The sequence below is a fragment of the Pseudomonas sp. R1-7 genome (genome assembly GCF_051132105.1).
Classification (GTDB): Bacteria; Pseudomonadota; Gammaproteobacteria; order Pseudomonadales; family Pseudomonadaceae; genus Aquipseudomonas.
The window spans coordinates 5393582-5413077 of sequence record NZ_CP071661.1 but is presented as its reverse complement, the minus strand read 5'-3'; the positions used below and the strand labels follow the sequence as shown (position 1 = coordinate 5413077).

Sequence of the window (19496 nt, the reverse complement as noted above, 5' to 3'; positions counted from 1 at the left end):
CCCCAGCACTGATGCGGCGACCAACCCATCTTCTGGAGAGAATCATGAACAACCTGAAACTTGCCACCCTCGCCATTGCCTTCTCGTCGTTCGCCGCCGGTGCCATCGCAGCCGAAACGCCTGCAGCAGCAGGCGCCATGGAGAAATGCTACGGCGTTTCCCTTGCCGGAAAGAACGATTGCAAAGCGGGCGCAGGCACCACCTGTGCAGGCACCTCGAAAACGGATTATCAGGCTAATGCCTGGAAAAACGTTCCTGCCGGTACGTGCACCTCCATCAAGACACCAAAAGGCATGGGCTCCCTCACACCTATGTAATCGCAATACCAAGGGGCTCACCGATCATGAAAACTGTATTCCAGATGGGGGCCGGACTTGGCCTGAAACCGAACCATTACCCTGATGCGCTTGATTGCACTGCCGAGGGGCTTTGGTTCGAAGTTCATCCGGAAAACTACATGGTAGAAGGTGGCCCCCGTCTCGCGTGGCTGGAGGCAATTGGTAGCCAACATCCGTTGTCGCTACACGGTGTTTCACTTTCACTGGCTGCCGATTGTCCACCGGACGAAAGCCATCTGAAGCGCTTCAAGGCATTGATCGACCGGGTACAGCCTGCACTGATTTCCGAACATCTGGCCTGGTCTGCATGGCGTGGCCAATATCATCCCGACTTGCTGCCATTCCCTCGTACAGTCGAGGCATTGCAGCGCATCGCAAGCAATATCCAACGAACACAAGAAGCCCTTGGGCGTTCGATTGCCATTGAGAATCCCACTCACTATTTGAGTTTGCCGGGGCATGAATTCAGCGAAATAGAGTTCTTGACCGAACTGAGCATAAGGACTGGCTGCGGGTTGCTGCTGGATATCAATAACGTCCATATCAGCGCGCATAACTTGGGCTTTGATGCGTCGAGTTATCTGGATGCCTTCCCGGCCAAGGCGATCATGGAAATCCACCTGGCAGGCCACGCGGTGGACCCGGGAAACACGCAATTGCTGATAGACACGCACGATGCACCCATCGCTGAAGATGTCTGGCTGTTGTATCGACGCGTTATCGAACGGATCGGTATGCGTCCGACCTTGATCGAGCGCGACGACAATATTCCTGGATTCGATGTCTTGCTGGCTGAACGAGCCAGGGCGCAGATGTTGTTGAACATCGGGAACCGACGAGTATCGGAGGTGACGATATGAACACCTCACTTGCAGGCTTTCAGGATGCATTCGTCGACGCGTTATATGAGCGAAACTCGGCTGGAATGACCACACTGATCGAACAGCCCGGTTTTTTGGTGTACCGCAATACGGTGTTGAAAGGATCGGTGGACGCATTAGTTGCGAACTTTCCCACCGTCGAGCGCTTGGTTGGTACCGAGTGGCTTAAGGCTGCTGGGACTATCCACGTCCGGCAGTCGCCCCCGACGGATTCCCGGTTGCTGCAATACGGAGCGGGCTTCCCGGACTTTCTCCATGCTTTTGAACATGCGCGAGAGTTGCCTTATCTGGGCGATGTCGCCCGCCTGGATCTGCTTTGGACCCAGGTCCATTGTGCGGCGGATGAGTCCGGCATCGATCCGAGCGAACTTGCGAATCTATCCCCAACGGACTTGGCCCGCAGTCGACTCACACCGAAGGCTGCTTGCCGTTGGGCGTGGTTCCCGGACAACCCCGCCTATACCCTCTGGCGTTTCAATCGCGAAGAGCGGGACATACCTGACGAACTCGACTGGCGCGGCGAAGGCGCGCTCCTGACGCGCAAGCAAGCCCAGGTGTGTTGGCAAGCCGCCAGCGTCGCGGATTGCAGGTTCCTGGATGCCTGCGCGGCACACCTACCGCTTGGACAGGCCGCAGAAAAGGCCCTTGAAGTTCAGCCTGACCTGGATTTTTCAGAACTCATTGCCCGCTTATTCAGAGCCGACGCGTTCGCCTCTGTAAGCATCCCATAACACCCACCTGCCCAGCGGAGCCCATCATGGACGCGATACGAAAAACTTCGTCCACAGCCGACAAATCCTTGAGAAGTATCTGGAACCGTATTGCAGACCGACTTGGCTTGATGGTGGGTGATTCGCTGTTGGTGCTGGTTGCCCGTCTAGCCATTGCGGCCATTTTCCTGATGTCTGGGCGCACCAAGGTCAGTGGCTTTTTGACGGTCACGCCCAGTACCTATGAGTTGTTTCGCACCGAATACTCGCTGCCGTTAATCACGCCGGAACTGGCCGCGCACCTGGCAACCTACAGCGAGCATCTTTTTCCATTGCTACTGGTGCTTGGCCTGTTCTCGCGGTTGTCCGCATTGGCATTACTGGGCATGACTTTGGTAATCCAGGTATTTGTCTACCCTGATGCCTGGCCAACCCACCTTTCCTGGGCAGGCCTGCTATTGCTCATCGCCGCCCGTGGCGGTGGTGCGATGTCGCTGGATCGGCCACTTGGCATCAAGTGATCCATTAAATTTTGTGCCCCCGGAAACGACGAAAGCCGCGCAATGCGCGGCTTTCAATTTTGTGGGCCCACACGGACTCGAACCGTGGACCAAAGGATTGCGAGTTGCTGGGCGAGCAGGTATGCCTAGAGAAGTCGTTCGAAGGTGAACGTAGGTTGGCATAGCTGGAGGGCCCGGCATCTAACCTACGTTAGGAGTTACCAGTATGTTCAAAGTAACCCCCAATCCGTCGGCAAGCTCCAACGCTAAGGTCATCGATCAACGCGCTATTGATCGATCGTTGTCCCATATGATTTTGGGTTAGAGACGGCACCGAGAAATCGTGCCCGGGCTTCAGTCCCCCTCCGTGAACCGCCGCCGCGTCAGGAAAAGCACCACGCCCAGCGGCACGGCCAGCAGTGCTAGCAGCTCCAGGTCAAAGCCCAGCACCTGCTGCTCACCAACCTTGAAGATGCTGACCAAGCCCGTTGCCAGCAGCGCCAAACCCAGCCACTTGCGCAGCGGGTATGGTTTCAGAAACTGAACGAGGATCGCGCCCAGCACCAGAAGGACGACAGTTTGCATGATGTAGGGCATGTGCAGTTCCTCAGACCTTGATGACCAGCGTCACGACAGAGCGCTGTGGGCCAATCCCGCCATGGACCTCTCCCTCGATGCTGACCAGCACGTCACCTGCATGCAGGTTCGGCAAGGCCCCTTTGAGGTACCAGTTGACACCTGTCGTCACGGCTGCACCTGAAGCCCAGCCAATGAGCGGCCCGCCCAACGCACCGACCCTCCCGGCAACGCCACCTGAGGCCGCAGCAATTCCCTTGGCGACGTTGCCGCGCATAGTACTGACAGCATCGGCCTGCTGCCGGGTGAGGGGATTGGAAATGCAGACTGTCAGCAGGCATGGCAGGTTTCGAGCCTGCATTCGGTCGTACATATCGACGACCATGCTGTTGACTTGGTAATGGGCGCGTTTCGCTTCGCCAAAGTGCAGCTCGCGCAGGCGACCTCGGTCGCTTTCCGTGAGGGTGATTCGAGACAGATTGAAGACGATCCCTTCCGCGGACCTATACTGCGTGGTCTTTTCGAACTTCATGCGCGTATCCATTCGTGCAAAAAGACGATGATTTTCTACAAGCGGTGACTAAGATGCAAACGGTCTTCGATGTGAGGCCCCGGGCAATTTGACGTCTGCACGGGTCTCATCGCCAGCGAGCCAACTCCCCGGTAACAACACATCGAGCGCGTCGGTTTTGGAGACGTAGGCTGAGGCGCCTCGGCACGAGGCACTGGCCGGGGTATGCTGTGACCGTGAAAAGCTCCTTCGACAACTCCTGCATTGCGCTGAGGGTAGGGCGTGCAATCAAGCTGCAATCGCGGAATCCCGCCGTAAGGTGTCTAGAGAATCCGGGGCGATTCAAAGTGTCACTTTTTCTCAGGGAGAAAAATACGAAAGCCGCGCAATGCGCGGCTTTCAATTTGGTGGGCCCACACGGACTCGAACCGTGGACCAAAGGATTATGAGTCCTCTGCTCTAACCAACTGAGCTATGGGCCCTCAGTAGGCCGCGGATTATAGCGACGGTTTCTCGGCTGTGCCATCCGAAAAATCCGATACGGTTACACGCAGAAACGTTGCGGCGAATTCTTCGGCACACAGGGGCAGACTGACGATGTAGCCCTGGATCTGTTCGCAGCCTTCATCGGCGAGGAATTGTTGTTGGGCGAGGGTTTCTACGCCTTCGGCGATGATAGTGAATTGCATGCTGCGACCCAGGGCGATAATTGCCCGTACGATGGCCGCATCATGGGGGTCATCGGGCAAGCCGCGGACGAAGGACTGGTCGATCTTGAGGATGTCCAGCGGCAGGCGCTTGAGATAGCTCAGGGAGGAATAGCCGGTACCGAAGTCATCGATAGCCAGTTGCACGCCGAGTTTTTTCAGTTGATGCAAAACTGCCAAGGCTTCTTCGGCCTGGCTCATGATGAAGTTTTCGGTAATCTCCAGTTGCAATAAGCCCGGCTCGAGATGGTTTTCCCGCAGAAGTTGTTCTATGCGACCCAGCAGGTTGGGTTGCCGCAGTTGGACGCCTGCCAGGTTCACGGACAGCGGGCCGAGGCTCTCGTGGATGCTGTTCCATTCGCTGAGCTGCCGGCAGGCGGTTTCCAGCACCCAATCGCCGATCTGCAGGATCATCCCGTTTTCTTCGGCCAGGGGAATGAAGTGTTCGGGGGGCACGTCGCCAAAGGTCGGGTGGGTCCAGCGAATAAGCGCTTCGGCACCTACCAGACGGTTGTCGGCCAGGCTGATCTTTGGCTGGAAGGACAGCGACAACTCGTTGCGCTCGATCGCCCGTCGCAGTTCATGCTCCAGCGCCACGCGCTCGCTGGCTTGGGCCGTGAGGTCGCGGGTGTAGCTTTCTACCCGGTTACGACCCTTGGCCTTGGATCGGTACATCGCCGCGTCGGCATTCTTGACCAGCGTGGCCACGTCACAACCATCTTGCGGATACAGGCTGGTGCCGATACTGGCGCTGATGAAAAACTCGTGTTCACCGGCCTGGAACGGCGCTGCAAAACAGTTCAGGAGTTTTTGGGCGATGTGCTCGGCGTCGCTGGGCTGTTGCAGGCCGGGCAGCAGGATGATGAACTCGTCACCCCCCAGGCGCGCAACTGTGTCGATATCACGTAGCTGCTCGCGCAGCCGCACGGCGATGCCCTTGAGGAGCAAGTCGCCGACCGGGTGCCCGAGGCTGTCGTTGATGTGCTTGAAGCGGTCCAGGTCGAGGAACAACACCGCGCCCTGGCCGCCGTTTTCCTGCTGGTTGTTCAGGGCTGTGAGCAGGCGGCTTTCGAACAGGGTGCGATTCGGCAGGCCGGTGAGCGGGTCGTGATGGGCCTGGTAATCGAGTCGGGCCTGGGCATGCTTGAGGCTGGAGATGTCGGCAAAAACCGCAACGAAGTGAGTGATCTGCTGGTCCCGATTGCGCACGGCGCTGATGGTCAACCAGCTGGGGTACAGCTCGCCATTTTTGCGCCGGTTGGAAATCTCCCCCTGCCAGTGGCCTTCCGCCGTCAGCTGATGCCACATCGCGGCATAGAAGGCGCTGTCATGCAGGCCGGAGGCCAGTAAACGAGGCGTGTGCCCCAACGCTTCGCTTTCGCTATAGCCGGTGATTTCGGTGAAGGCACGGTTCACGGCGTTGATGTGCTGTTGTGTGTCGGTGATCAGGACGCCCTCGGCGGTGCTTTCGAACACCGTGGCCGCCTGTTGTAGTTTTTCCTGCATGATGTGGCGCTCGGTGATGTCCCGGGCGATAGTCAGCATGCAATCTTCATTGCCAATGGGCAGGGGCCGGCTGGACACTTCGCAGAGTCGGATCTGTCCGTCGTTGCGGCGGATATGGCAACTGAAATCCTTTACGAAACCGTCCCGCTGCAGCAGGTCGAGCATCTGTTTGCGTTCGTTGAGATTGACCCAGATGCCCAGGTCCAACGTAGAGCGGTCGACGGACAGGGCGCTGTTGAAACCGGTGATGCGGCTGAACCCTTCGTTGACTTCTATCAGCAGGCCGTCGCTTTGCCGGGACAGCAGGAGGCCGTCCGGAGAGGCATGAAAGGCCTTGGCAAACTTCTCTTCGGATGTCTGCAGCTGTTGTTGGGTTTCCTTGAGCTGGCTGATATCTCGCACAACTACCACCAGGGCGGGTGTCGTGTCGAGATCGAAGGGTTCGGCCGAAATCAACCCGGTAAAAATCTGGCCATTACTGCGTCGAAAGGGCATCTCCAGATTGCGAATGCTTCCGGCCTGCAGACGCTGCAGCAGGCCCGGGCCCACGCCCTGGATGCCCCAGATTTTCAGATCCGTAGCGTTTTTGCCAATGACTTGATCGGCACTGATGCCGATCTGCTCTTCAAAGGCTTTGTTGACTTCCAGTAGGCAGCCGTCGTGCAAGCGTGCAATCACCAGGATGTCCGGGCATTGACGAAACACCGAGGCGAACTTTTGTTCGGAGAGACGCAACGCTTCCTCGGTGTGCTTGGCTTCACTGATGTCGATCATCAAGCCACGCATCAGCGGTTCATGGCCGTGCTGGATCAGGCTGACAATATCCCGTACCCACAAGCAGCGGCCGTCAGCGGTGATCACCCGGTAATCGACACAATGATCGCGTCCGGCGAGTACCTCATGATCGCAATAAGTCTGGGCGCGGGTGAGGTCGGCCGGATGGATGATGTTGCGCCAGAAACCGGGGATGAGCCAATGGGTAAGGGGATACCCCAGCAGTTCTTCGGCGTGGGGCGAGACGTAGCTGTAGGTGTAGTCGCTGACCTTCGCTTCCCATGCGATGGCGGAAAGGCTCTCGACCAGTCCGCGGTAATGGTATTCGCTGCTGCGCAGCTCCTGTTCCAAGTCGACTCTTCGAGCAATTTCCGAGCTGAGGCGGCGATTGATGCGAATCACCACCGCCAGGATGCCGACCAGCAAAAGTAGCCCAGGCAGGCCATACAGCAACAGGTCTGACCAGAACTGCCGATAATCTCGCACATTGCCGATCCACTTTTCCTGGATCTCGCTGATTTCTGTCGCAGACATGTCCGCCATCACTTTATCCAGGATGCCGACGAGCACCTGGTTTTCCTGCGGGACGGCCATGGCCAACTGATAACGGTAAGGGGTTTCCCCGCTTACGTAGAGCCCATCGAGCTTGAGTTGGCGCAGGCTCCAGACGCTGGAAGCGAGGTCGCCCACCACGGCGTCCACCTGATCGGTTGCCAGCGCCTGCAAGGCCGAGCTGACGTTGGGCAGCGCAACCAGGTTCAGGTCGGGATGGTGATTGCGCAACAGTTCGTGCGGGGCATAGTTCTCCACCACGGCGATCTTCAAGCCATACAGATCTTCGAGCTTGCGCGGTTGGGCGCCGCCGTGATGAGCGAGGATGACGATCGGAAAGTCCAGGTAAGGACGGGTGAAAGCCAAGTAATTCTGTCGCTCAGGTGTAGACATGATGCCCGGCAGAAGATCAATTTTGCCCTGCGCGACCTGCTCCAACACCGCGGTCCAGCTGACTGGTTCGATGGGTGTCAATGTGATCGCCAGTCGCTGGCGGATGATATCGACGTAGTCGGCCGCCAAGCCTTGGTAACGACCCTGGTCGTCGCGGAATTCGAACGGCGGCCATGAGGCATCGACGCCCAAGCGCAGGTCGGGGTGGTCCTTGAGCCAGCGGCGCTCTTCATCGGTGAGCGTCAACGCGCCGGCCGTTGTGGTCCAGGTCATCAGTGACAGCAAAAGCATGGCCGTCAGTCTGGGCATCACGGTCTCGTCTTGGCGTGGGGAGGATGTTTCGAGTGTAGACGGGCAAAAGGGCGGGGGTGGCAACGAAAGGCGTTTTATCTGCACATAACAAAACCCCCGGCAGGGCCGGGGGTTTTGAAGGTCACTCGTCGAGGAAGGAGCGTAGATGCTCGCTTCGCGTCGGGTGGCGCAATTTGCGCAACGCCTTGGCTTCGATCTGGCGAATCCGCTCACGGGTCACATCGAACTGCTTACCGACTTCCTCAAGAGTGTGGTCGGTATTCATGTCGATGCCGAAACGCATGCGCAGTACCTTGGCTTCACGGGCCGTGAGGCCGGAAAGTACTTCGCGGGTCGCTTCCTTGAGGCTCTCAACGGTGGCGACATCGATCGGCGACTGCATGGTGGAGTCTTCGATGAAGTCACCCAGATGCGAGTCTTCGTCATCGCCGATCGGGGTTTCCATGGAGATCGGCTCTTTGGCGATCTTCAGTACCTTGCGGATCTTGTCCTCAGGCATTTCCATGCGTTCGCCCAGCTCTTCCGGGGTCGGTTCGCGGCCCATTTCCTGCAGCATCTGGCGGGAAATACGGTTGAGCTTGTTGATCGTCTCGATCATGTGCACCGGAATACGGATGGTGCGGGCCTGGTCGGCGATCGAGCGAGTGATCGCTTGACGGATCCACCAGGTGGCATAAGTCGAGAACTTGTAGCCGCGACGGTATTCGAACTTGTCCACCGCCTTCATCAGGCCGATGTTGCCTTCCTGGATCAAGTCCAGGAATTGCAGGCCGCGGTTGGTGTACTTCTTGGCAATCGAGATCACCAGACGCAAGTTCGCTTCGACCATCTCTTTCTTCGCGCGGCGGGCCTTGGCCTCGCCGATCGACATGCGACGGTTGATGTCCTTGATCTCGGCAATGCTCAGGCCGGTCTCGGCCTCAAGCGCGCTGAGTTTCTGCTGGCAACGAATGATGTCCGGTTGCAGGCGGGCAATGGCTTCAGCGTATTTGCTCTTGCCCTTGGCCAGTGCATCGGTCCAGCTTTCGTCGACTTCGTTGCCTGGGAACTGGCGCAGGAAATCGGCGCGCGGCATGCGGGCATCACGTACGCAGAGCTGCATGATCGCGCGCTCTTGCTGACGCAAGCGATCCAAGGCACTGCGAACACGTTCCACCAGGCCTTCGAATTGCTTGGGCACCAGTTTGATCGGCATGAACAGCTCGGCCAGCGCCAACAGCTCGGCAATTGCCTGCTTGTTGTTGCGACCATGCTTCTTCAGCGCCTTGCGGGTGATCTCCATCTGGTCGGCCACAGCGCCGAAACGCTGGGCGGCGATGACCGGATCAGGACCACTTTCGGCTTCCTCTTCGTCGTCGCTGGCTTCGGCGTCGTCGTCATCGGTGTCGTCGTCGGCCTTGGCGGCTTTCGCGTCGATCGGCGGCGGCACTTCGGCGGCAGGCGGCGCGATGCCGTCGTCCGGGTCGATGTAGCCGCTCAGGACGTCGGACAGGCGGCCACCTTCGGTGGTCACGCGGGTGTACTCGGAGAGAATATGCTCGACCGTGCCAGGGAAGTGCGCGATTGCGCCCATCACTTCACGGATGCCCTCTTCAATACGCTTGGCGATTTCGATTTCGCCTTCACGCGTGAGGAGCTCTACCGTACCCATTTCACGCATGTACATGCGCACGGGGTCCGTGGTGCGACCAATGTCGGTCTCGACCGCCGCCAACGCTGCGGCCGCTTCTTCAGCGGCCGCCTCGTCGGTATCGGCGTCGGCCAGCATAAGGGCATCCTTATCTGGAGCAACCTCGAATACGTTGATCCCCATGTCGTTGATCATGCGGATGATGTCTTCCACCTGTTCCGGATCTGAAATATCCTCCGGCAGGTGGTCGTTGACCTCCGCGTAAGTCAGGTAGCCCTGCTCACGACCCAATAGGATCAACTCTTTGATACGAGACTGCTGTTGCGCTTTTCCGGACATAACACCCTATCCACTGAAGGTCTTGGCGGGCAAAAAACAAGCCGAGGATTATACCTGAGCTGTGACCTCACGCGCCAGTTGAGGTCGGGTTTGATGCGCAAACATTGCGGCTGAGTAAATCCCGCAATTGGTTTTTCTCTTCGCTGGTCAACTCGCTCTGGCGAGCTTTGCGCAGAAGTTGTTCCAGGTTTCGCTCGCGTTGGCGGGCGGACAAGCTAGTAATGGTGTCGAAAAACTGTTGTTCAAGGTTGTCTCCCTCTATCAGCCATTCCTTCTCGGCCAGCGCCTTCAAGAGGCGCCCCTGCTCGGTGCCATGCCACCGCGCGATCAACTGGAATGAGTTTAGCTTGGGGTTCTTCTGCACGGCTTCAAGGAGTGCGACCAGCAATTGCGTGTTGCTGTGGTCCTCGGCGGCAAAATGTCCTGCGTCCTCGACCTTTTCAGCCAATTGCGGGTGATGCAGCAAGGTGCGCAGGGCGGCCAGTGTTGGTGGTTCGACGGCGGCCGGTACGCGCGGGACACGTGGCTGGTCGCGATCGCCCCGCTTGCCATTCTTGTCCCAGGGTTTCTTGTCCCATTTCTTGCCGCCGCCGGCGTTTTTTTTCGGCGTCCATTCCTGCTGGGGGGCGTAATCCTGCTGGGGTTGATGATAGTCGGCGAAATCCGGCATCGCGTCGTAATCGATACCTGGGTCATACGCTGGCGGCGCTTCCTGCGGAGCGCTGTGCACCAGTTGGTTCATCGCTTCGTTGTTCAGGCCGGTGATTTCACTGAGGCGCTGGCGCATGAGCGTTCGCAGGTTGGCGCCAGGCACCTTGTCGATCAACGGTGCCGCGAGGGTGGCCATGTGGGCCTTGCCTTCGAGGGAGCGTGGATCGGCTTCTTCGGTCAGTTGCTGGAAAAAATAATCGGCCAGCGGTTGCGCGTGCTGGTTGATCCGCGCACGAAATGCGTCGGTGCCCTCGGAGCGCACCAGGGTGTCCGGGTCCTCGCCTTCGGGCAGGAACAGAAAGCGTGCGCGTCGCCCATCCTGCAGGCAGGGCAATGTTGCCTCCAGTGCGCGCCAGGCGGCGTTGCGCCCGGCCTGGTCGCCGTCGAAGCAGAACAGCACGCTGGGCACCACGCGAAACAGGCGTTTCATGTGTTCTTCGCTAGTGGCCGTGCCCAGGGTTGCGACGGCGTTGCGCAAGCCTTGCTGGGCCAGTGCGATAACGTCCATGTAGCCTTCGACGACAATAATCTCGTCGAGGTTGCGGTTATTCTTGCGCGCCTCGTAAAGGCCGTAGAGTTCCTGGCCTTTATGGAAAACCGGGGTTTCCGGGGAGTTCAGGTACTTGGGCTTGTCGTCGCCCAGTACTCGGCCGCCAAAGGCGATGATTCGCCCGCGTGTATCGCGGATCGGGAACATCACCCGGTCCCGGAAGCGGTCGTAGCGCTTGCCGGTCTCGGCATTCTCGATCAGCAGGCCGGCGTCGATCATGGCGCGTTGCTGTAGCGTGTCGCTGCTCAGGTGCTTGTAGAGATTGTCCCAGCCGGGCGGGGCGAAGCCGAGGCCGAAATCCCGGGCGATTTCCCCGGTCAGGCCGCGTCCCTTGAGATAATCCACCGCCGCCTTGCGGGCTGGGTGGCTTTTAAGCGCCTGGCGATAAAAATCCGCTGCTGCCGTCAGCAGTGGGTAAAGCGGAGAATCGGTCGGCTGGCGCGGCTTGTGCGCCCGACCGCTTTCCTCGCGGGGAATCTCCATGCCGGCGGCTTTGGCCAGTTCTTCGACGGCCTGGGGGAAGTCCAGGTTGTCGTGGTCCATCAGGAAGCCGAGGGCGTTGCCGCCCGCGCCGCAGCCAAAGCAGTAGTAGAACTGCTTGTCGGGGCTGACGCTGAAAGACGGGGTTTTTTCTTTGTGAAATGGGCAGCAGGCTGTGTAGTTCTTGCCCGCTTTCTTCATTTGCACGCGAGAGCTGACCACGTCGACGATGTCGGTGCGGTTCAGGAGGTCGTCAATAAAGCTCTGGGGAATTAGCCCGGCCATGGCGTTCTCATCATCACTGCGCGAAATAGGGGCCCGAAATCAGCAGGCGTGATTGATTCCTGGTTTCGAGGCACTCAAAAAGATGGCTCGACCGGATTGTCTGCTTCATTGCTGTCGGAAGTGTATCTGCCGATTGTCCACTGACGTTAATTACCATCAGTACTCGACTGTATGAATGTGTTGCGCTGAGTCCGGTAACCGCCGATCTGGCCACGGATAGCTCATTAAGCGGGCACGCAAGGAGGTGCCTTGGGCTGATCGTCGTTAGAGGAATCAGGGTGTGCTCGTCAGTAGCCTTGGAAGGCTCGTCAGAAAAGACGTGCACCGCTGGCAAAAGAGCCAGGTCTGACGCGGTGAAGCGGTTTGTCTAGGTCGCGTCTGCGGCTTTGACGGTGAAGCATCAAGCGTTGTTCCGCAAATGCCATAAGCCCGGCTTGAGGGCCGGGCTTGGCAAGAAGCTTGCGACGGACGTCTGTGTATTAGTACAGACGTACGGCGCGGCGCTGTTCGCGCTGAACTTTCTTGGCGTGACGCTTAACAGCGGCTGCTGCTTTGCGCTTACGCTCGGAAGTCGGCTTCTCGTAGAATTCGCGGCTACGAACTTCAGCCAGAACACCGGCTTTTTCGCAGGAGCGCTTGAAACGACGCAGAGCTACGTCGAAGGGTTCGTTCTCTTTTACTTTGACGGCTGGCATCCAGAGCTACCTTCATTCATTACCGGGGTCAACATCCTCGCGGCAAAAGAGCACTTGAAGACGTCGGTTTTTAAGGGTTGCGGATGTTAACCCCTCATCGCTCGGAATGCAAAGCCTCTGATCGAAAACCGCTGGTCGGGGCACAACGCGGCGACTATTATGCGCGCCTTCGAATTCAGCCTATAAAGGCGCAAACCCATGCTAGTACTGGGATTAGAAACGTCCTGCGACGAAACCGGCGTTGCACTCTACGACAGTGAGCGCGGCCTGCTGGCCGACGCTTTGTTCAGTCAAATCGACTTGCATCGTGCCTATGGTGGCGTCGTGCCCGAGCTTGCGTCCCGCGACCACGTCAAGCGCATGCTGCCCTTGATCCGCCAGGTCCTGGCCGAAGCCGGCTGTGTGCCGACGGAGATTGATGGCATCGCCTATACGGCCGGGCCGGGCCTGGTAGGCGCGCTGCTGGTCGGTGCTTCCTGCGCTCAGGCGCTGGCCTTCGCCTGGGGCATTCCAGCCTTGGGCGTGCATCATATGGAAGGCCATCTGCTGGCACCGATGCTGGAGCCGCAACCGCCGCAATTCCCGTTCGTCGCTTTGTTGGTATCGGGTGGTCACACCCAGCTGGTCCGCGTGGATGGGATCGGTCAATACGAGCTCATGGGGGAGTCGCTCGACGATGCCGCCGGTGAGGCTTTCGACAAAACCGCGAAGATGATGGGCCTCAACTATCCCGGTGGGCCGGAAATCGCACGGCTGGCAACCCAGGGGGTTGAAGGACGTTTCGTCTTTCCGCGTCCGATGTGCGATCGACCGGGCCTGGATTTCAGCTTCAGCGGCCTGAAAACCTTCGCGCTCAACACCTGGCAGCAGTGTGTCAACGCCGGGGACGACAGCGAGCAAGCCCGTTGCGACATCTCCCTGGCGTTCCAGCAGGCCGTGGTAGAGACTCTGACCATCAAGTGCAAGCGCGCCTTGAAGCAGGCCGGGCTCAAGCGCCTGGTGATCGCTGGCGGCGTGAGCGCGAACAAGGCCTTGCGGACATCCCTGGAAAAAATGCTCGGTGATATGAAAGGGGATGTTTACTACGCCCGGCCACAGTTCTGCACGGATAACGGCGCGATGATTGCCTTTGCCGGTTGCCAGCGCCTGCAGGCGGGCCAACATGAGAGCCTGGCGATCAGCGTGCAGGCCCGTTGGCCCATGGAGCAGTTGTCGCCGCTATGAAGCGGCATTAAAAATGCCGTTCGCGCCCGGCGAACAGGTCGCGTAGATTGCCCCGGTGGCGCCAGACGATCAGCGCGACGAGGGCTGTCATGGGCAGCAAGGCCGCCGGCTCCTGCCAGGCCAGTAACGGCAGGGTGAGCGGCGTGGCGATCAGTGCGGCCAGGGAGCTGGTGCGGGTCAGGTAGAAGGTCAGCAGCCAGGCGCAGACGGCAAGCAGGGCGGCCGGTGGATACAGGCCCAGTAGCATGCCGGCGGCAGTGGCGACACCCTTGCCGCCGCGAAAGCGAAAGTACAATGGAAACAGATGGCCGATGACGGCACAGACGCCGATCCAGGCCTGTTGCTGCAACGAGAGCCCTGCAAGGCTGGCGATCAGTACCGGGAACAGGCCTTTGCAGAGGTCGCCGAGCAGGGTCAGGATGGCCAGTTTGCGTCCGGCCAGGCGCAGCATATTGGTGGCGCCGGCATTGCCCGAGCCACTCATTCGCGGATCCGGGCGACCGGTCAGGCGGCTGAGCAAAATGGCGAAGGACAGTGAGCCGAGCAGGTAGGCGAGAATCGCCAGTAACCAAAACATGCTAACCATTCCGGGCGGGGACGCCCTGATTCTAACGGCGCAATGCGCCCTTGTCGTGCTGCGGAGAAGAGTGCTTGGACAGAGTGTTTATCGAAGGCCTTGAAGTCGACACGGTAATCGGTGCCTACGACTGGGAGCGAGGCATCCGACAGTGCCTGCGGCTTGACCTGAGCTTCGCCTGGGATAACCGTCCGGCTGCCGCAGGCGACGACCTGACACTGGCGCTCGACTACGCCAGCGTGTCGTCACGCATCCAGGCGTTCGCGGAGCAGGCGCAGTTCCAATTGGTCGAGACCTTCGCCGAACGACTGGCCCAGGAACTCATGGATGAGTTCAAGATCACCTGGCTGCGCCTGAAAGTGACCAAGCCTGGCGCCGTACCGGCTGCCAGTGGTGTGGGCGTGGAGATCGAGCGCGGATGTCGTTGACCCAGGTTTTCCTAGGGCTTGGTAGCAATATCGAGCGCGAAACCCATTTGTGTGCCGGGCTGGAAGCGCTGTCCGGCTTCCTGGTGGATATGCGCTGCTCGGCTGTGTTCGAGAGCCAGCCGGTGGGGATCAAGAGTGGACCGTTTTTCAACTTCGTCGTCTCTGCCTTCACTGACCTGTCGCTGATGGAGCTGGACCGTCGTCTCAAGTTCATCGAGGCCGACAATGGTCGCTATGCACCGGACCGGAAGGGCCTGCCGCTGGATATCGACGTGTTGCTGTACGGCGAACAGGTCGGCAACTTCGATGGCTTGATCCTGCCGCGTGCCGAAATTCTCAAGAATGCCTTTGTGCTGTGGCCCTTATCCTTGATCGCGCCGGATCGGACTCATCCAGGCGTGGGCAAAAGTTTTGCCACGCTGTGGGAAGAAACGCAGATCGATCAGGTATTGGCTCCGGTGGCTTTCGAGTGGCGAGGGGAGCAGCTTACGCCACCGGGTCTGCTGTAGGGCGCCTGCGGTCATCGCGAGCAAGCTTATGGTGTGCACAAGTCCTGTGAGAGCCAGCTTGCTCGCGATGACAGCGGGATATCCACCGCACAGGCAAACTGACGCAGCCCCCGTCAGCTCGCCGCTTCCTTGTAAGCCTTCAGTGCCCTGAGACGCTCACGCTTGATCGCTTCACCGAGTTCCGGTCCCTTGAAGCCTTTCTCCAGCAACGGCTGGACTGCCACCGCCCGTGCTGCTGCCGCTGCGCCCCGCAAGTAATCGGCCTGTGGATAACTCCGCTGTTCGAGTCCCTTGCGACCGCGTGCATCCATCTCGCAGGCGGCGATGAACTCCTCGAAGCGCTGGGGTCGGCGGTACGCATCGAAGCTTTGCAGCAGTTCAAGCAGCGTGGATGCCTTGAGTTCAAGCGCGCGATGGCCATGGGTGTGGTATTGGCCAACCAGCAGCGCCAGTTCCTGACAGTCGCGAGGCACCTTGAAGCGTTCGTTGACCGCCTTGATCAGCTTCAGCCCCTTGTGCTCATGGGCGATGTGTCTCGGCCATTCATGTTCAGGTGTCAGGCCCTTGCCCAAATCGTGGAGCAGGCAAGCCCAGCGCACAGTCAGGGGCTGGACATGTTTTGCTGACTGTTCCAGCACGCTCAGTGTGTGAGCGCCTGTATCGATTTCGGGGTGATGCGCTTCAGGTTGTGGCACACCAAACAGTGCGTCGACCTCAGGCATCAGGGTCTTCAAGGCATTGCAGTCGCGCAACACTTGGATAAATACCTGCGGCTGACTCTCCATCAGAGCCCGGGAAATTTCTTTCCAGCTGCGTTCGGCCGTCAATGCCTCCAGCTCGCCGGAGTCGCTCAGTTGGCGCATCAGCTCGAGCGTCTCGTCAGCTACCTTGAAACCCAGGGGGGCATAGCGCGCAGCGAAGCGCGCAACACGCAGGACTCTGAGCGGATCTTCGGCGAATGCGGGGGAAACGTGGCGAAGCAGGCGAGCTTCAAGATCGCGCTGCCCGTGGTAGGGGTCGGTAAGGTTGCCGTGATCGTCCTCGGCCATCGCGTTGATCGTCAAGTCCCGGCGGATCAGGTCTTCTTCGAGCGTGACCTCAGGGCTGGCATGGAACACGAAACCACCGTAACCCCTGCCGCTCTTGCGCTCCGTGCGGGCGAGAGCATATTCCTCGCCTGTCCTCGGATCGAGGAATACCGGGAAATCAGCCCCCACGGGACGGAAACCCTTGGCCAGCATTTCCTCGGCGGTGGCGCCCACCACCACTCGGTCAACGTCGGTGACCGGGATGCCTAGCAGGCGATCACGCACAGCGCCGCCGACTTTGTAGATCTGCATAAAAAACCTCCGTTGGGCCGACAGGATAAACCTTTACGTCGGACGTTCGGAGGCGAAAGCGTGATCAAAGGTGAATGACGGCCAGATCCAGGCGTCCATAGTCTCCTTCGGCTTGTTCGGTCCGTGGAGGCACATGGTGGGTTTTCATTACCTGGTCGCCTTGCAGGGTTTCCAGATGGATGTCGAACCCCCACAGGCGGTGCAGGTGTTTGAGTACCTCATCCGTCGATTCGCCTAGCGGTTTGCGGTTGTGCTGCTGATGACGCAGGGTCAGGGAGCGATCCCCGCGGCGATCGATGCTATAGATCTGCACGTTGGGCTCGCGATTACCCAGGTTGTATTGCGCCGCCAGCGTTTCCCGGATGATGCGATAACCGCCCTCGTCATGGATGGCGGGCACCAGTAGATCGTCTTTCTGGTCGTCGTCGAGGATGCTGAACAGCTTGAGGTCGCGGATCACCTTGGGCGACAGGTATTGCAGAATAAAACTCTCATCCTTGAAGCTGCTCATCGCGAATTTTATTGTCGACAGCCAGTCCGAACCGGCGATTTCCGGGAACCAGCGGCGATCTTCCTCGGTGGGGTTTTCGCACATGCGCCGGATGTCACGGTACATGGCAAAGCCCAGCGCATAAGGATTGATACCGCTGTAATAGGGGCTGTCAAAGCCGGGCTGGAACACTACGCTGGTATGGGAGGTCAGGAACTCCATCATGAAGCCGTCCGTGACCAGGCCCTCATCGTACAGATCGTTCATCAAGGTGTAGTGCCAGAACGTCGCCCATCCCTCGTTCATCACCTGCGTCTGGCGTTGCGGATAGAAATACTGGGCAATCTTGCGCACGATACGCACGATTTCCCGCTGCCACGGCTCCAGCAGCGGCGCATGTTTTTCGATGAAGTAGAGAATGTTTTCCTGGGGCTCGGCAGGGAAGCGTGCGTTGTCCTTCTCGTTGTACTTGTCGGCGCCTTTGGGAATGGTGCGCCACAGGTCATTGATCTGCTTCTGTAGGTGCTCTTCCCGATCCTTCTGCCGCCGTCGTTCTTCTTCGGCGGAGATTGGATAGGGCCGCTTGTAGCGGTCCACACCGTAGTTCATCAAGGCGTGGCAAGAGTCGAGGAGATCCTCCACCGCATCGATGCCATGGCGCTCTTCGCACTGCATGATGTACTGCTTGGCGAACACAAGGTAATCGATGATCGAGCTGGCATCGGTCCAGGTGCGGAACAGATAGTTGCCCTTGAAGAAGCTGTTATGGCCATAACAGGCGTGCGCCACCACCAACGCCTGCATGCAGATCGTGTTTTCTTCCATCAGGTAGGCGATGCACGGGTCGGAGTTGATCACGATTTCATAGGCCAGCCCCATCTGGCCGCGACTGTAGGATTTCTCGGTACTGAGAAAATGCTTGCCGTACGACCAGTGGTGGTAACCCAGCGGCATCCCGACGGACGCGTAGGCGTCCATCATTTGCTCGGCGGTGATCACTTCGATCTGGTTGGGATAAGTGTCCAGGGCATAGCGATCCGCGATACGGCTGATCTCGCGGTCGTAGGCCTGTATCAGCTCGAATGTCCATTCGGAGCCGGTGGAGATCGGCTGGCGTTTCTGCTCTTTTTTGGCGGTCATGTCACTAACCTGCGCTGGAAGAGTTCACGGAAGACCGGGTAGATATCCCCGGCCGAGACCAGTTGCTGCTGGGCGAAAGTGTCGGAAAACGCTTCGGCGACGCGTTCGTATTCATACCACAGCGCTTGATGTTCGCGCGGCGTAATCTCGACGTACGTGTAGTACTGGACGAACGGCATGATCTGGTTGATCAGGATGTCCCGGCAAATCGGCGAGTCGTCGTTCCAGTTGTCGCCGTCGGACGCCTGGGCCGCATAGATGTTCCATTCGTTGGCTGGGTAGCGTTCGGCCATGATCTCCTGCATCAGCTTCAGGGCACTGGAAACGATGGTGCCACCGGTCTCCCGCGAATAGAAAAACTCTTCTTCGTCGACTTCCCTGGCGCTGGTGTGGTGGCGGATGAATACCACATCGATCTTGTCGTAATTCCTCTTGAGGAACAGGTACAGCAGGATGAAGAACCGCTTGGCAATGTCCTTGGTGGCCTGGGTCATGGACCCGGAGACGTCCATCAGGCAGAACATGACCGCTTTCGAGCTGGGATTCGGCTGTTTGACCAGAAGGTTGTACTTGAGGTCGAAGGTGTCGAGGAAGGGCACGCGATGGATGCGTGCGCTTAGCCGTTCGATCTCTGCTTCCAGCGCCTGGATATCGCCAAAATTGTCAGGTTCTTCCTGTTTGAGGCGGGCCAGCTCTTCCTTGGCCTCGCGCAGTTTCGCCCGGCTGCTGCCTGAAAGGGCGATGCGACGCGCATGGGCTGAGCGAAGGGTGCGGATGATATTGATACGCGCTGGATTGCCTTCGTTGCTGATACCGGCGCGCACGGTCTTGAAGGTGTCGGTGCCGGTCAGGTTGCGCTTGACCAGGTTCGGTAGCTCCAGGTCCTCGAACATGAATTCAAGGAACTCTTCCTGGGTGATCTGGAAGACGAACTCGTCCATGCCCTCGCCGGAATTGCCGGCCTTGCCGGGGCCCTTGCCACCGCCTCCACCCGGTGGGCGTGGGATATGCTCGCCGCTGGTGAATTCCTTGTTTCCGGGGTGTACGACGGTCTGCTTGCCGCCGCGACCATGGTGGAGCACCGGCTCGTCGATGTCGCGGCCGGGGATGCTGATCTGCTCGCCATGTTCCATGTCCGTAATGGAGCGACGGCTGACCGCCTCCTCGACGGCCTTTTTGATGTGGTCACGGTAGCGCCGCAAGAAACGCTGGCGGTTTACCGTGCTCTTGTTCTTGCCATTCAGGCGTCGGTCGATCACATAGCTCATGGGGGCCCTCCGGGCAGCTTCAAGTTATGAGCTGCAAGCTGCAAGTAGAAGCGGTTGCCCGGACCCCCGG

General features: G+C 59.0%; 17 protein-coding genes and 1 tRNA gene. 7 read left to right on the top strand and 11 right to left on the bottom strand.

Annotated features, from left to right (window positions below; all coding sequences use genetic code 11):
- Positions 1-44: 44 nt before the first annotated feature.
- Genes J3P79_RS24445 through J3P79_RS24430 form a run of 4 tightly spaced genes read left to right on the top strand, consistent with a single transcriptional unit; the run spans position 45 to position 2450 of the window.
- Positions 45-317 carry a BufA1 family periplasmic bufferin-type metallophore gene (locus J3P79_RS24445; RefSeq protein ID WP_039590731.1) on the top strand — a complete coding sequence of 91 codons (273 nt, stop codon included), beginning with the start codon at positions 45-47 and terminating at the stop codon, positions 315-317.
- Positions 318-343: 26 nt separating this feature from the next.
- A complete protein-coding gene (gene bufB, locus J3P79_RS24440) occupies positions 344-1198 on the top strand; it encodes an MNIO family bufferin maturase (RefSeq protein ID WP_434606244.1) in 855 nt (284 codons plus the stop codon).
- Positions 1195-1950, top strand: a complete 756-nt coding sequence (locus J3P79_RS24435; RefSeq protein ID WP_434606242.1) for an HvfC/BufC family peptide modification chaperone — start codon at positions 1195-1197, stop codon at positions 1948-1950. Before bufB ends, J3P79_RS24435 begins: the two co-directional genes overlap by 4 nt.
- Before the next feature lie 26 nt (positions 1951-1976).
- A complete protein-coding gene (locus J3P79_RS24430) occupies positions 1977-2450 on the top strand; it encodes a DoxX family protein (RefSeq protein WP_434606239.1) in 474 nt (157 codons plus the stop codon).
- Between the two features lie 333 nt (positions 2451-2783).
- Here the strand turns inward: J3P79_RS24430 and J3P79_RS24425 are convergent, their stop codons facing one another.
- From J3P79_RS24425 to rpsU, 7 genes are all read right to left on the bottom strand, one after another.
- Entirely contained in the window at positions 2784-3026 is a 243-nt protein-coding gene (locus tag J3P79_RS24425; protein ID WP_054594326.1) for a hypothetical protein, read from the bottom strand.
- Positions 3027-3036: 10 nt separating this feature from the next.
- Entirely contained in the window at positions 3037-3537 is a 501-nt protein-coding gene (locus J3P79_RS24420) for a hypothetical protein (RefSeq protein WP_434606236.1), read from the bottom strand.
- Positions 3538-3921: 384 nt separating this feature from the next.
- A tRNA-Ile gene (locus tag J3P79_RS24415) sits at positions 3922-3998 on the bottom strand.
- A gap of 15 nt (positions 3999-4013) precedes the next feature.
- Entirely contained in the window at positions 4014-7757 is a 3744-nt protein-coding gene (locus tag J3P79_RS24410; RefSeq protein ID WP_434606233.1) for a bifunctional diguanylate cyclase/phosphodiesterase, read from the bottom strand.
- Between the two features lie 124 nt (positions 7758-7881).
- Positions 7882-9729 carry an RNA polymerase sigma factor RpoD gene (gene rpoD, locus J3P79_RS24405; protein WP_434606230.1) on the bottom strand — a complete coding sequence of 616 codons (1848 nt, stop codon included), beginning with the start codon at positions 9727-9729 and terminating at the stop codon, positions 7882-7884.
- A gap of 67 nt (positions 9730-9796) precedes the next feature.
- Entirely contained in the window at positions 9797-11755 is a 1959-nt protein-coding gene (dnaG, locus tag J3P79_RS24400; protein WP_434606228.1) for a DNA primase, read from the bottom strand.
- Positions 11756-12234: 479 nt separating this feature from the next.
- Complete coding sequence (gene rpsU / locus J3P79_RS24395; protein WP_002551877.1) at positions 12235-12450, bottom strand: 30S ribosomal protein S21; 216 nt, start codon at positions 12448-12450, stop codon at positions 12235-12237.
- A 198-nt stretch (positions 12451-12648) separates the two neighbouring features.
- On the opposite strand from rpsU, the gene tsaD reads away from it, so the two are divergent.
- Positions 12649-13674, top strand: a complete 1026-nt coding sequence (gene tsaD, locus J3P79_RS24390; RefSeq protein WP_434606226.1) for a tRNA (adenosine(37)-N6)-threonylcarbamoyltransferase complex transferase subunit TsaD — start codon at positions 12649-12651, stop codon at positions 13672-13674.
- A gap of 7 nt (positions 13675-13681) precedes the next feature.
- Here tsaD and plsY read toward each other — a convergent pair whose 3' ends face one another.
- Complete coding sequence (plsY, locus tag J3P79_RS24385) at positions 13682-14251, bottom strand: glycerol-3-phosphate 1-O-acyltransferase PlsY (protein WP_434606224.1); 570 nt, start codon at positions 14249-14251, stop codon at positions 13682-13684.
- Between the two features lie 74 nt (positions 14252-14325).
- On the opposite strand from plsY, the gene folB reads away from it, so the two are divergent.
- Positions 14326-14679: a dihydroneopterin aldolase gene (gene folB / locus J3P79_RS24380; protein ID WP_039590767.1), complete on the top strand. Its 354-nt coding sequence runs from the start codon at positions 14326-14328 to the stop codon at positions 14677-14679.
- Complete coding sequence (folK, locus tag J3P79_RS24375; protein WP_434606222.1) at positions 14670-15188, top strand: 2-amino-4-hydroxy-6-hydroxymethyldihydropteridine diphosphokinase; 519 nt, start codon at positions 14670-14672, stop codon at positions 15186-15188. The genes folB and folK overlap by 10 nt, the downstream gene beginning before the upstream one ends.
- A 113-nt stretch (positions 15189-15301) precedes the next feature.
- On the opposite strand, the gene J3P79_RS24370 is transcribed toward folK, so the two are convergent.
- From J3P79_RS24370 to J3P79_RS24360, 3 genes are all read right to left on the bottom strand, one after another.
- A complete protein-coding gene (locus tag J3P79_RS24370) occupies positions 15302-16528 on the bottom strand; it encodes a multifunctional CCA addition/repair protein (RefSeq protein WP_434606219.1) in 1227 nt (408 codons plus the stop codon).
- Positions 16529-16592: 64 nt separating this feature from the next.
- Positions 16593-18158 carry a SpoVR family protein gene (locus tag J3P79_RS24365; RefSeq protein ID WP_434606216.1) on the bottom strand — a complete coding sequence of 522 codons (1566 nt, stop codon included), beginning with the start codon at positions 18156-18158 and terminating at the stop codon, positions 16593-16595.
- A complete protein-coding gene (locus J3P79_RS24360; protein ID WP_434606213.1) occupies positions 18155-19426 on the bottom strand; it encodes a YeaH/YhbH family protein in 1272 nt (423 codons plus the stop codon). The genes J3P79_RS24365 and J3P79_RS24360 overlap by 4 nt, the downstream gene beginning before the upstream one ends.
- Positions 19427-19496 lie beyond the last annotated feature (70 nt).

Bases quoted from the DNA above. Each gene is read 5' to 3' on its own strand.
- J3P79_RS24445 (WP_039590731.1), top strand. From the start codon at position 45: ATGAACAACCTGAAACTTGCCACCCTCGCCATTGCCTTCTCGTCGTTC.
- bufB (WP_434606244.1), top strand. From the start codon at position 344: ATGAAAACTGTATTCCAGATGGGGGCCGGACTTGGCCTGAAACCGAAC.
- J3P79_RS24435 (WP_434606242.1), top strand. From the start codon at position 1,195: ATGAACACCTCACTTGCAGGCTTTCAGGATGCATTCGTCGACGCGTTA.
- J3P79_RS24430 (WP_434606239.1), top strand. From the start codon at position 1,977: ATGGACGCGATACGAAAAACTTCGTCCACAGCCGACAAATCCTTGAGA.
- J3P79_RS24425 (WP_054594326.1), bottom strand. From the start codon at position 3,026: ATGCCCTACATCATGCAAACTGTCGTCCTTCTGGTGCTGGGCGCGATC.
- J3P79_RS24420 (WP_434606236.1), bottom strand. From the start codon at position 3,537: ATGAAGTTCGAAAAGACCACGCAGTATAGGTCCGCGGAAGGGATCGTC.
- J3P79_RS24410 (WP_434606233.1), bottom strand. From the start codon at position 7,757: ATGCCCAGACTGACGGCCATGCTTTTGCTGTCACTGATGACCTGGACC.
- rpoD (WP_434606230.1), bottom strand. From the start codon at position 9,729: ATGTCCGGAAAAGCGCAACAGCAGTCTCGTATCAAAGAGTTGATCCTA.
- dnaG (WP_434606228.1), bottom strand. From the start codon at position 11,755: ATGGCCGGGCTAATTCCCCAGAGCTTTATTGACGACCTCCTGAACCGC.
- rpsU (WP_002551877.1), bottom strand. From the start codon at position 12,450: ATGCCAGCCGTCAAAGTAAAAGAGAACGAACCCTTCGACGTAGCTCTG.
- tsaD (WP_434606226.1), top strand. From the start codon at position 12,649: ATGCTAGTACTGGGATTAGAAACGTCCTGCGACGAAACCGGCGTTGCA.
- plsY (WP_434606224.1), bottom strand. From the start codon at position 14,251: ATGTTTTGGTTACTGGCGATTCTCGCCTACCTGCTCGGCTCACTGTCC.
- folK (WP_434606222.1), top strand. From the start codon at position 14,670: ATGTCGTTGACCCAGGTTTTCCTAGGGCTTGGTAGCAATATCGAGCGC.
- J3P79_RS24370 (WP_434606219.1), bottom strand. From the start codon at position 16,528: ATGCAGATCTACAAAGTCGGCGGCGCTGTGCGTGATCGCCTGCTAGGC.
- J3P79_RS24365 (WP_434606216.1), bottom strand. From the start codon at position 18,158: ATGACCGCCAAAAAAGAGCAGAAACGCCAGCCGATCTCCACCGGCTCC.
- J3P79_RS24360 (WP_434606213.1), bottom strand. From the start codon at position 19,426: ATGAGCTATGTGATCGACCGACGCCTGAATGGCAAGAACAAGAGCACG.